The following is a 13,902-nucleotide window of genomic DNA, read 5'->3' on the forward strand; positions in this document are numbered from 1 at the left end:
AGATTTCGTGACATGGTGCAGTCGCTCGCGTTCTTCGCTGTCATAGCTCGGTAGACCACGCGCCGTCCGCTGTCCGGACGTGTGCGCGTGGCATCGATTCGAGCAATGAAACACGAACCCATGGAAGTCCGCATGCAACGCAGCAGCAGCACGGTGTCCCGGCGCAACACGCACCCTTCTTCTTTCTTCTCGCCGCAGCCTCGGCTCACGCCGCTGGTGCATGCCATCGCCCTGATGCTGGCCACCGGCGCCGCGGTGCAAGGCGCACATGCGCAGCAAGCCTTCAGCCCCGCGTGGATGGCGCAGAAGAGCATGGCGCAGAGCACCGCGGCGGCCACCGGCCGGCTGCCCAACGGCATGCCCGCGTCGATGCTCACCAGCCCGCAGGCGCAGCAGCAGCGCGCGGGCGAGCAGCTGCAGCGCTCCATCGGCAACCTGAACATCGCGGCGCGCGGCATCGCGGCGCAGCAGGCCGCACAAGAGGCCGCGCGCCGTGCGGCCATCGAAGGCGGGCAGGGCGTGCCCGACGGCCTGGCCGAAGGCGGCCTGCGCGTGGACACCGCCAGCCTCACGGCGGGCTGGGCCAATGCCAATGCGCCGGTGCAGACGCAAGGCGAAGGCCGCACGCAGGTCACCGTTGCGCAGACCGGCGCGCAGGCCATCCTGAACTGGGAGACCTTCAACGTCGGCAAGAACACCACGCTGAAGTTCGAGCAGCAGCCGAGCTGGGCCGTGCTCAACCGCGTGAACGACCCGAACGCGCGGCCCTCGCAGATCCAGGGGCAGATCCAGGCCGACGGCACGGTGCTGGTGGTCAACCGCAACGGCATCGTGTTCAGCGGCAGCAGCCAGGTGAACACGCGCAACCTCGTGGCCTCCGCCGTCGGCCTCAGCGACGCGCAGTTCAAGAAGGGCCTGTACAGCGACGCGCAGGGCTCGGCCTTCGTGCCGACGCTGGCCAACGACCTGGCCGTGACCGCGACCGGCTTCACGCACGGCGCGGCCACGGCCGACGTGACGGTCGAGGCCGGCGCGCGCATCGCCACGCACCGGCCCACCAGCGTCACCGAAGGCGGCGGCTACGTGCTGCTCGCGGGCCGCGAGAGCATCAACCGCGGCCACATCGAAACGCCGTCGGGCCAGGCCGTGCTGGCCGCCGGCGACGCTTTCGTGATCCGCAAGGGCATGGGCACCGACGCCAACCAGACCTCCAGCACGCGCGGCAACGTGGTCACGCCGCTGTACCTGGGCGACTCGGCCGCCGGCCGCGTGGTCAACAGCGGGCTGGTGCAGGCGCCCACCGGCGACATCACGATGGTGGGCCGCCAGGTGCGGCAGGAGGGCGTGCTGGAAGCGACCACCTCCGTGCACACGCGCGGCACCATTCATCTGCTGGCCGACCAGAAGCAGGCTGGCGCCACGGTCACGCTCGCCCCCGGCAGCATCAGCGCGATCCGGCTCGACGCCGACCCCGCCACCGCGCTCGACGTGCAGCGCGAGTCGCTGCTGACGGACAGCGACAAGGCCGGCGGCGACGGCTTCAACCGCCGCGACCAGTCGCTGGTGCGCATCGTGAGCGGCGGCAACGTCGACTTCCAGGGCGAGTCGCTCACGCTCGCCACCGGCGGCCAGGTGATGGTCGACGCGGCGCGCCGCAGCCAGGTGGCCAGCGGCGCGCGCATCGACGTCTCGGGCGCGGTGGGCGTCAACGTGGCGATGGAAGCCAACAACGTGCAGGTCGACGTGCAGGGCAACGAGCAGCGCGACGCACCGGGCAACCGCGACAGCAAGCGGCTGAACAACAGCAAGCTGTGGATCGACCGCCGCACGCTGGTGCGCGTGCCCAAGGACGCGCAGCAGGGCTACGACACCGACCGCTGGTACACGGCAGGCGGCCTGCTGGAGGTGAGCGGCTACCTGGGCACCGACGGCCACGGCATCGGCGAGTGGGCGGCGCAGGGCGGCACGGTGCAGTTCGCGGGCCGCGAGCTGGTCACGCAGGGCGGCTCGAGCATCAACCTCTCGGGCGGCACGCTCGACGTGCAGACCGGCAACATCCGCCAGAGCTACCTGAAGGGCCGCGACGGCCGCCTCTACGAAGCCTCGAAGGCACCGGGCGACCTGCTGTACGACGGCGTGTACAAGGGCTTCGAGTCGGCGCACAAGCGCTGGGGCGATTCGGCCACCGACTTCTTCTACAACCCGCTGATCGCGCCGCAGCAGCGGCTGGAAAGCGGCTACACCGTGGGCCGCGACGCCGGCCGGCTGGTGGTGGCCACGGGCGCCGCGGTGCTCGAGGGCGAACTCACCACCGCCGCCTTCCAGGGACCGCGCCAGCAGCGCGCGCGCGACGCCGGCATGGAGGGCTACCTGCAGTCGCAGACCGCCGTTGCGAAGCAGGGGCAGCTCGTCATCGGCGCGCTCACGCCGTACCACGACAAGGCCCTGCGCAACCTGCGCAACAGCCCCGAGGCGGTGGTCGAGAAGGTCGACATCGGCACGCATGCGCGCCAGCTGGCCGACGGCCTGGCCCTCGCGCAGCCGCTGCCCGAGGCGGCCGCGAAGAGCCTGCTGCTCGACGCCGGCTGGCTCAGCAGCCTGGGGCTGGGTGAGCTGCGCGTGTACGCGGCGGGCGGCATCCAGGTGGACGGCGCGGTGAGCGTTGCCCACGGCGGCACGCTCGCGCTGCACGCGACCGAGGTGAAGGTCAATGCCGACCTCACGGCGCGCGGCGGCAGCATTCTGCTGGGCAACATGATCGAGCGCCGCACGTCCTCCGCGGCCCAGCCCTGGCTGGAGTTGCCGATCGAGAAGATGCCACCCGGCGGCTACTTCGCCCAGACGCGGGTGGCCCCCGGCGTGACGCTCGACGCGCGCGGCCTCTGGACCAACCTGAAGATCGACCGCAACGACATTGCCGGCCTGCCGTACGTGGACGGCGGCAGCGTGTCGATGCGCAGCACCGGCAGCGTGGCGCTGGGCACGGGCAGCCTGATCGACGTGTCGTCGGGCGCGGCACTGATGGAAGACGGTTCGCTGCGCGGCGGCAAGGGCGGCAACGTGACGCTGGGCGCCAGCCAGAACCTGGGCGCCGGCGCGCTGGCGATGGACGGCGAGCTGCGCGGCTACGGCGTGCGCGGCGGCGGCAAGCTGAGCGTGGAACACGGCACCACCATCAGCATCGGCGGCATGCCGACCGATGCCGACAAGGTGCTGCAGGGCGGGCTGGCCAGCGCGCAGCCGCTGCGCCTGGCCAACGACTACGTGATTGGCGCGGGCGCGCCGATCCCGATGGACTTCTCCGTCACCAGCGACAGGTTGGCGCCAGGGCAGGTGGTGCGGCAGAACTCGCAGCCGCGGCTGGACGACCAGAACCCCGTGATCACCGCCGCCCCGTGGGTGAGCACGTCGACCGTGCAACTGGCTTCGGGCAAGCTCATTGCCGCCAACCAGGTGGTGCCGGCGGGCAGCGCTCTGGTCGGCATCTCCAACATTCCCGCGGGCTATGTGTTGCCGGCCGATGTGTTTCCGAATGGCCTGCCGACCTTCGAGCTGGTCGCCGTCTACAAGGCCGGCACTGCCTCCAGGTTTCCGGTCACGGTGCCCGCAGGCACGCGCATTGCCACCGGCACGGTGTGGCCCGACACGGTGGCTGTGGTGCCTTTTCTCGCGCTGGACCCCAGCCTGTTCCAGCGCGGCTTCAGCCGCTACGCGGTGAATTCGCCCGACGGCATTTCGGTGGTCGACGGCGCGCAGCTGCAGGTCGTCATGCCGGTGTTGCGCTTCGACCCGGCCGCGGGCCGCATGCTGGCCACCGGGGGCAATACCTCGCAGGCGCTGCAGGCCTGGCTGCCGCCGCTGCAGCAAGAGAACGCGGTGCGTCGCACGCTCACGATGCGCGACGGCGCCGACCTGTCGCTGAAGGCGGGCACGCTGGAAGCGGAAGGGGCGCTGACCATCGGAACCGGTGCGCGCATCCAGGTCGACCCGGGCCGCGCCATTGCGCTCGAAGCCAATGCGCAAACCACCATCGACGGGCTGCTGCAGGCCCCGGGCGGACGCATCTCGGTGCTGCGCGGGGCCTACAAAGAGGCCGGGCCGGCGGACACTGCCAATGGCCTCGGTGACAACCGTTCGATCTGGATCGGCGAACACGCCGAACTCGACGTCTCCGGACGCGCCTTCACCGCCACCGACTCGCTCGGCCATGCCTACGGCAAGGTCAGCGCGGGCGGCACCATCGAGATCGGCGTGCCCTTCGACCTGGACACCCGCAAGTCGGCGCAGGCCGACGCCTTCGTGGTGGTGCGCCCCGGCGCGCGACTCGACGCCTCGGGCGCCACGGCCACGCTGTACCAGCCGGGCGCGGGGCCCCTCGAAGCGCCCAGCCAGGGCGGCGTGATCTCGCTCACCTCTTCGCGCGGCCTGTACCTGGACGGCCAGATGCGTGCCGCTTCGGGCGGCGCTGGCGCGGCCGGCGGTACGCTGGCCCTGACGCTGGAGACGCCGATCTACGGCCCGGTCGCCAACTTCACCTACGCAGGCCCCACTGTGACCGACACGGTGCGCAAGACGCGTGAACTCGTGCTGGCACAGACGCAGGGAGACGGCGTGCTGGCGGCCGGCCTGCAGGCCGGCGCGGCCGATCCCGCGCTCACCTACGGCCACGCGCGCGTCGGCGTGGACCGCATCCAGGCCGGCGGCTTCGACAACCTGGCGCTGGGCGTCAACGGCGTGCTGAGCTTCGACGGCTCGGTGCAACTTCGGCTGGGCCAGAGCCTGCGCCTGACCGCCAGCAGCCTGGGCCTGGTGGAGAACGCCCCCATCGACAGCCGCATCGTGCTGAGCGCCCCCTACGTGCGCCTTGGCGGCTCGGCCAACCGCCAGGTCGACAACACACTCATGCCCAACCCCGTGACCGGCGCGCGCAACTTGGGCCAGGGCAGCGGGGAACTGGGCGTTCCGAAGGTGGCGGCGGGCAGCAGCCTGCGGGTGGACGCCGACCAGATCGACATCGCCGGCGACGTCATGACCGGCACCCGCGGCCTGGTCTATCTGAACAATGGCAAGAAGGTGGCCGTGGAGCGCCTCGCCTTCGACGACATGCGCCTGGCCAGCCAGGGAGACATTCGCTTCCAGGACCGGGGCGGGCTCTATGTGCCCGGCAACCTCACGCTCGCGGCGGCGCAGATTTATCCGGCCAGCAACGAAATGGCCACCGTGGTGGCCGGACGCTACAGCACTCCCCGGCCTGAATTCGGCACCGTGGACGTCGCGTTCGACCCCCAGCGCACACTCACCGTGGAGCGCATCGGCAACGCATTGCCGGACTTGCCGCAGAGTGTGTTCGGCCAGCTCACGCTGTCGGCGGCCAAGGTGGTGCAGGGCGGCGTGCTGCGTGCGCCGCTGGGCGGCATCACGCTGGGCAGTGCAACGGGCAGCGGCTACACCGGGTTGGTCGAGCTGATGCCGGGCAGCGTCACGTCGGTCAGCGCGGCCGGGCTGCGCATGCCCTATGGCGGCACGTCGGACGGGCTGAACTATGTCGTCAACGGCAAGGACGTGGAGTACCGGGGCGTCGGGCGGGACCCGTCGGTCAGCCTGGTGAGCCACGCGGTGGACGTGCACGCGGGCGCGGTGGTCGACCTGTCCGGCGGCGGCGAACTCACAGGCACGGCCTTCCTGCCGGGCCGTGGCGGCTCGGTCGATGCGCGCATGAACCCGCTGATGCAGCGCAGCGCCGACGGCCACGGCTTCGTGCTGCCGGGCCTTGCGACCAACCCGGTGTACGCGATCGTGCCGGGCATGTCGGCGGCCTATGCGCCGGTGAATGGCGCGAGTGGCGAGAAGGGCGCGAGCAGCGCGGCCGTGGGCCGCCAGATCACCATCGGCGCGGGCGTGCCGGGCTTGCCGCCGGGCACCTACACGCTGCTGCCTTCCACCTACGCGCTGCTGCCGGGCGCGTTCCGGGTCGAGCTGAACGGGCTGGCGCCCAGCGTGGGCACCATGGGCACCGCCGGTGCCATGCGCAACGGATCGTGGGCGGCCTCTGGGCAGCTCGGCACGGCCGGCACCGCGTTTCGCGATGCGATGCCCACGCAGGTGATCCTGACGCCGGCCGACACGCTGCGCACCTACTCGCAATACAACGAGATGGGCTACAGCGCCTTCGCACAAGCGCAGGCGCTGCGCGAAGGCGTGCCGCGCGCGGTGCTGGAGCGCGACGCCAAGTCGATCCGCGTGGACCTGGTGGCGCCCACGCAAGCCGGCTCGTTCGAGCGGCCGCAGCAGCTGCGTTTTGCCGGCAGCGTACTGGCCGCCCCGGCCGAAGGCGGGCGCGGCAGCACGGCGTCGGTCGGCGGCGGCAGCGACGTCGAGATCCTGCCCGACGGCGCTTCGCGCACGCCGGGCTTCACCGGCGTGTCGATCCACGCTTCCGAGCTCAACGCCATCGGCGCCGCGCGCCTGGTCATCGGCGGCCAGCTCACGGCCTCCTACACCGACAACAAGGGCAGCCTGCAGCAGGCGAACATGGTCAATGCCACCACGCAGTCGCGCGCCGTCGTGCTGCGCGCCGGCAGCGAACTGCGTGCGGCGGAGGTCTTTCTGATCACCAGTTCGCGCGCCGGCGGCATCACCGTGGAGCAGGGCGCGAGCATCAACACGCTGGGCCGCGGCAACGCCGCCTACGACTCGAAGGAAGGCTTCGTCTTCGCACCCGGTCCCAACAGCCTGGTGGCCGTGTCCAACGGCTGGCTCGACATGCTGGCGCCCACCTTGCCGACCGAAGGCGACGGCAAGGGCGCGGGCGCGATCCAGATCGGCGTCTGCACGCTCACGCCGTGCGCCGGTGTCACGCGCCTGTACTCCGAAGGCACCATCACGGCCGCGACCGACAACGCCTTCAACCTCGGTGAAGCGGTGCGCTACGGCACGCGCAACCTGGTGCTGGCCGTGGGCGGCGTGAACGTGGGCAGCGAGAAGTCGCTGGCCGATGCCACCGCGCGTGGCGTGCTGCCACCAGGCCTCACGCTCAACCAGGGCGTGCTCGACCGTTTGCTGCGCGGCGACACCGAGGCCGGCGCGCCCGCGCTGGAGAACCTGGTTCTCACGGTGCGCGATTCGCTCAACTTCTACGACACGGCCACGCTGTCCACCATCGACCCCGCCACCGGCCGCTCGTCGGTCGAGCGGCTGGTGCTGGGCACGCCCGCCATCTACGGCCACGGCAGCGCCGACGCGCTCGCGCGCATCCAGACCGACACGCTGGTGTGGAACGGAGCGAACACGCCGGCCGGCAACGTGGTGGCCGGCGGCGCGGGCACCGGCAGCGGGCGCCTGGCGATCGACGCGCGCCGCATCGAGTTCGGCTTCGGCCCCGGTGCGCGCGTCGATTCGGTCCACACCTTCGATCGCACGACACTCGGCTTTGCCGACGTGAGCCTGAACGCGAGCGAGCGCATCACGGCCAACCGCAGCGGCTCGCTGTCGGTCTACCAGAGCCGCGGCCCATGGGACCAGACGCTGAACGACTTCAGCTACAGCGGCGGCACGCTGCACCTGCGCACGCCGCTGCTTACCGGCCGCGCGGGCTCGGTCAACAGGATCTCGGCGGGCGGCGACATCGACGTGGCGGCCTTCCCCGGCGAGCGCGCCGGCGCGCCCGACAACGCGGCGCTGGCCGACGCGCTCGGCGCCGAGCTGTCGCTCGACAGCCGCAAGGGCAACCTGCGCCTGGACACCGCGGTGCTGCTGCCCAGCGGCAAGCTCAGCCTCGCGGCGCAGGGCGACCTGCTGCTGGGGGCGGGCGCGCAGATCGACATGGCGGGCCGGCGCATCGACTTCTTCGACAGCGCCAAGCACAGCTGGGGTGGCGACGTGCTGCTCGAAAGCCGCGCGGGCAACATCGCGCAGGCGGCGGGCTCGGCCATCGACGTGTCGGCGGTGGAGAACCGCGCCGGCAAGATCGTGGCGATGGCGCTGGGCGACACCGCGGGCACGGTGTCGCTCGCGGGCACCCTGCGCGGTGCCAGCAGCGGCCACTACGACGCGGGCGGCACCGACGTGCCCTACGCGGCGGGCCGCGCCGACATTCGCGCGCAGCACATCGACGACTTCACCGGCCTCAACCAGCGCCTGAACGACGGCGGCGTGGTCGGCGGCCGCAGCTTCCAGCTCAGGCAGGGCGACCTGCTGGTGGGCAACGAACTGCGCGCGCGCGAAATCAACGTGTCGGTGGACAACGGCCAGCTCACCGTGGCCGGCACTGTCGACGCCAGCGGCGAGCAGGTGGGCAGCATCCGCCTCGCGGCGAAGAACGGCGTCACGCTGGCCGGCAACGCCGTGCTCGACGCGCATGGCAGCGTGCTGCGCGTGGACAGCTACGGCCAGGCCATCGATGCACCGAACCGCGCGGTGATCGAGATCGATGCGGGCAGCGGACGCCTGCGCATCGAGCCCGGCGTGCGCATGGACCTGCGCGCGGGGGGCTCGGGCCGCTCGTTCGGCACCGTCGCGCTCAACGCACCGCGCCTGGGCGGCGCGACCGGCAACGACATCGGCATCGACGCGGCGGGTGGCATCACCATCGACGGCGCGCGGTCGATCATGCTCAACGCCTTCTGGCGCTATGACGATGCGCCAGTGGGCACCGACGTTGGCGTCGACGGCCGCAGCTACCAGTCGGTCACGCAGGCCTACCTGAATGCCAAGCACGCCGACAGCACGGTCTTCATGGCCAACGCGCTGGGCAACGGCACGCTGATGAACGCCCGGCTGCAGGGCCTGCGCGCGTACGGCGATGCCTTCCACCTGCGCCCGGGCATCGAAATCGCGAGCCGCACGGCCGATGGCGACCTGCACCTGGACGGTGACATCGACCTGTCGGGCTACCGCTACCAGAGCGTCAACCCGCACACGCAGCGCACCGGCGTCGCGGGCTCGGGCGAGGCCGGCGCGCTGGTGCTGCGCGCCAAGGGCCGGCTGGACGTCTTCGGCAGCCTGAGCGACGGCTTCGACGGTGCGCGCCTGCCGGTCACGCCCGACGACAAGGGCTGGGTGCTGCCGAGCGGGCGCATCCCGCTGGGTGGCGACATGGTGCTGCCGCAGGGCGGGCGCGTGACGCTGGACACAGGCACCTTCTTCCAGTCGGGCCGCGTGCTGAACTACGACCTGCCGATGCAGGCGATGAGCCTGGCGCGCGGCACCTTGCTGCCCGTCACGGCCACGCTGAGCCAGCCGCTGGCACTGGCCAAGGGCGCGGTGCTCGGCGGCGCGGTGCGGGATGCGGCCGGCAACGAGCTGTACGCCGCGGGCACGGTGCTCCCGTCGGACGTGACCTTGCCCGCTGGCGCCCAACTGGGCGCGGGCTTTCGCCTGAACAACGTCGCCAACGTGGCGGCCATGACCTGGCCGCACGGCGTGGCGCTGCCTTTCCCCGACGGCGTCATCCACGACCAGTCTTTCCCGGGATCGCCTCTCAACGGCGTGCAGCTCGCGCGGCCGCTTGCGCTGGCCAAGGGCGCGGTCATTCCCAGCGAAACCCTGGTGCGCCTGCCGGGCGGCATCAACTTCGTCGACCTGCGCGACCGCGAGGCCGACGGCACCCAGGGCCGCACCTGGGCACTGGCGCCGTTGCTGGCGCAGGGCTCGCAGTCTTGGGACCTGCGCCTGGTCGGCGGGGCCGACCTGTCGGCGGCGGACTCGCGCCTCACGCAGCCGCATGCCAATGCAGGCATCCGCCTGTCCGACACGCACTACGGCTCCAGCTTCATCAGGATTGAAATTCCCGGCACCGCCACACCCGGCGAGTTCATGTGGGCGATCGACGCCGACGTGGCGCTCTGGAACGAGCAAGGCCTGGGCTTCGACATTCACCCCGGGCAGGCGTTGACACCGGCGCAGGTCGAAGAGGTTCTTGGCTGGGGCGGCCTGGAGCTCAACAACTTCGGCGTCGGCCCGCTGCTGGTGCAGACCGCGCCCGGCAAGCCGCCACAGACCCGGCTGGAAGAAAAGCCGCTGCGCGAGCCGATCTTCAGCGTGCTGCGCACCGGTACCGGCGACCTCGACCTGGTCTCCGGCGGCGACATCCTGATGACTTCGCCGTATGGCGTCTACACCGCTGGCACGCCCTCGGCCTCGCTGGCGCAGCCGGGCAAGGCCGATCTCCACAACCTGCCCCGCGGCCAGCAGGCCGACGGCAGCATGCTCGGTTCGCTGGGCACCACGCTCGCGCCCTTCGTCGACGGCAGCAGCAGCCAGAGCCTCTACCAGGCGTGGTACCCCGAGCACGGCGGCAACCTGCTGCTGCGCGCGGGGGGCGACGTCATGGGCGACCAGGTCGGCAGTGCCGCCGCGTTGCTCCGAACGGACCCGCTGGGCGTGCGCGGGCCAATGACGAGCACCAGCTCCGTCGGGCAATGGCTGTGGCGCCAGGGCGGCGGCGCCGTGGCCCAGGACGTGCCGACGGCCTGGTGGATCAACTTCGGAACCTATGTGGCCGGTGCCGGCAAGGACAGCGCCCCCTACCTGATGGGCTTCACCGGCTTCGGCACGCTGGGCGGCGGCAACCTGGTCTTCGAGGCGGGCCGCGATGCCGGCATGCTCAACCTCGTCAGCGACTGGAACGCCGCCTTCGTCTCGCGCAGCCAGGGCCTGAGCCTGGCCGTGGGCAGCACCGGCCGCGTGACCTCCGCTGGCGAGCTGGTGCTCACCGGCGGCGGCGACCTCGACATCCGCATCGGCGGCGGCCTCAACCCCGTGGCCGAGACGCGCAGCTTCGCGCCCTACGGAGGCAGCCAAGTCGCGACCGACCTGCGCCGCACCGAGCAACGGCTGGACCTGAACGGCACCTTCACCAACTTGCGCGGCGCATTGCGCGTGGACGCGGGCGCGGTGGGCGGCATCGAGCTGCGCTACGACCGGGCCGACCCGACGGAGTCGCGCGCGCTGCGTGTCAACGTGTCGAGCTCCGGCATTGCCGGCGGCGGTCCGGTGCTGGTGCTGGGCGACAGCGGCCTGCGCGTGGAGGCGCGCGGTGACCTGGTGATCGGTACCGTGACCGACGCCGGGCGCGTGCCTCAGTTCAACGGCGGCGTGCCGTTCACCTCCGGCGGCTCGCATTTCGCGGGCGGCGGCATCGGCTGGTTTTCGCTGTGGACGCCGGCGACCGCGGTCGACCTGTTCTCGGCCGGCGGCAACCTGACACCGGGCATGGCCTGGACCGACAACCGCGAACGCAGCGACCAGGTGGCGAGCGGCGACCGCTTCATCTACCCCTCGGTGCTGCGCGCGGCATCGGCCAACGGCAGCCTCTACTACGGCAACGCCGTGACCGGCACGTTCAACCGCAGCAACGTGCCGGACCAGTCGAGCACCGGCATCCTGCTGGCACCGACCCCGGTCGGCGCGCAGTTCGTGCATCAGGGCAAGCCGCAGCTCGAACTGCTGGCCGGCGACTCGATCTACGCGAGCGGCTATGCGGTCACGCCCTCGGGCGTCGATCCGGCGATGCTGCCCACGCCGTTCAACCCGGGCTTCGTCGGCCTGGGCCAGGCCGTCTGGTACGGGCCGCTTCGCATCACCAACGTGCACCCCGATGCGATCGCGCCTTCGGTGCTGCTGTCGGGCAGCTCGGCGCCCAATGTCACGGCGCAGAGCTATCCGCTGTTCAGCTTCGTGCCGCCCACGGCTTCGGGCTACAGCGTCACGGGCCAGGCGCCGTCGCGCTTCTACGCGGTGCAGGGGGACATCGTCGGCCTGCGCACCGGTTCCATCATCTCGCGCTCGGAGGTCTTCGGCCCGACTGACACCTGGTACGAAGGCAGCGGCCCGGTCGCGATCCGCGCCGGGCGCGACATCGTGAATGCCGGTACGCCGCTCGGCGCCCCCGAGGCCCTGCCGGCCAATGCCCTGGGCTGGACGCGCACCCGCGGCCCCGACAGCAATGCGCCGTACCGGCCGGAGCCCTCGCTGGGGAACGGTTTTGCCACGGGCAACCTGATCGTGCACAACCACATCGACGACGTGTCGGTGGTGGAAGCGGGCCGCGACATCCGCTACAGCAGCTTCTACGTGGCCGGGCCTGGCCAGCTCGAACTCACGGCGGGGCGCGACGTGTACATGGCCGACAAGGCCGAGCTGCGCAGCGTCGGTTCGGTGGCGCGCGGGCCCGGCGTGGTGCCGGGCGACCGCCGCAGCGGCGCCGGCATTGCGGTGACCGTGGGCGCGGGTCGCGAAGGCGCCGACTGGGCGGCCTTTGCCGCACGCTATCTCGATCCGAAGAACCTGGCGAACGCCGATCAGTCCTTCGCCGAACAGCCGGGCAAGGCGCTGCGCACCTACGAAGGCGCGCTGTCGCTGGCGCAATGGCTGGCGCGCGAGTTCGGCTACGGCGGCGACGAGGCGGGCGCGCCCGCGTACCTGGCGGGCAAGCAGGCCGAGCTCGACCGCGGGCGGCAAGGCAGCGGCACCGGCGGCGGCGCGGCCATCCGCACGCTGGAGCGCGAGTACCGCCTGGAGAGCGGCCTGCACCTGGTCAACTGGCTCGCCGAACACTTCGGCGGCGCCAACGGCCTGGGCCTGCACTTCGACGCGAAGACGATGGACGCGCGCGCCTTCTTCGACGCCTTGCCGCAACCGCAGCAACGCGCCTTCCTGCGCAACGTGTACTACGCCGAGCTGAAGGCCGGCGGGCGCGAGTACAACGACCCGAAGAGCCGGCGCAGCGGCAGCTACCTGCGCGGGCGCGAGGCCATCGCCACGCTGCTGCCGTCGCAGGACGCGCAGGGCAACGCGCGCAGCTACGCGGGCGACCTGACCATGTTCAGCAGCGCCCGGTACTTCGAGCTGAGCGGCGCGGAGCCGACCAAACGCCCCTTGCCCGGCAAGACCTACATGCGCTACGACGAATGGCTGACCATGGGCGGCACGGGCACCGACCTGCCGTACTACAAGGTGCTCGACGCCGGCATGCACACCGACTTCGGCGGCGACATCAGCCTGCTGGTGCCGGGCGGGCGCGCGGTGGTGGGCGTGGACGGCGGCTTCACGCCGGGCGAGGGCTCGGGCCTGCTCACGCAGGGCGAGGGCGACATCAACGTCTACACGCATGGCAGCCTGCTGCTCGGCCAGAGCCGCATCTTCACCACCTTCGGCGGCAACGTGCTGGCGTGGTCGGCGCAGGGCGACATCAATGCCGGGCGCGGCGCCAAGACCACCATCGTGTACACGCCGCAGCGGCGGGCCTACGACAACGTCGGCAACGTGGCGCTGTCGCCGAACACGCCCAACACCGGCGCGGGCATCGCGACGCTGAACCCGATCCCGGAGATCCCGCCGGGCGACGTGGACCTGATCGCGCCGCTGGGCACGATCGACGCGGGGGAGGCGGGGATCCGGGTGTCGGGCAACGTGAACCTTGCGGCGCTGCGCGTGGTGAACGCGGAGAACATCCAGGTGAAGGGGCAGTCGGTGGGCATCCCGGTGATCGCGGCGGTGAACGTGGGGGCGCTGACCAACGCGAGCGCGGCGGCGTCGCAGGCGGCGGCGGCCGCGCAGGACGTGCTGCAGCGCGACCGCGCGGCGCAGCGCCAGGCGCTGCCCTCGGTGTTCAGCGTGCGCGTGCTGGGCTTCGGCAACGAAGGCGCGGGCGGTGGCGACAACGGCGCCGCGCCGAAGGCGCGCGAACCGCATGCGGCCTACGACCCGCAGGGCGTGGTGCAGGTGCTCGGCGCCGGCACGCTCACCGCGGCGCAGATGCAGTCGCTCACGCCGGGCGAGAAACGCGGGCTCAGGCAATGAGCGTGATTCGCCGCTGATTTCATCGCAGTGTCAAAAACAAGGGCCTCCCATTCGGAGGCCCTTCTTCTTATGTGCAACAAAAACCCGTGCGCCGGACCGAGT

1 protein-coding gene is annotated in these 13,902 nt (G+C 71.6%); it reads left to right on the forward strand.

The genetic code is table 11. From position 1 onward, the window contains the following. Positions 1-132 precede the first annotated feature (132 nt). Positions 133-13,800 (forward strand): filamentous haemagglutinin family protein, encoded by a 13,668-nt coding sequence (locus tag BM004_RS30425; RefSeq protein ID WP_177206645.1) that lies wholly within the window; start codon positions 133-135, stop codon positions 13,798-13,800. Positions 13,801-13,902 lie beyond the last annotated feature (102 nt).

Origin of the sequence: Variovorax sp. OK212 (genome assembly GCF_900112425.1) — a bacterium.
GTDB lineage: Bacteria > Pseudomonadota > Gammaproteobacteria > Burkholderiales > Burkholderiaceae_C > Variovorax.

What these genes read in the sequence shown, in the direction of transcription:
- BM004_RS30425 (WP_177206645.1), top strand. Translation starts at nt 133, where the DNA reads ATGCAACGCAGCAGCAGCACGGTGTCCCGGCGCAACACGCACCCTTCT.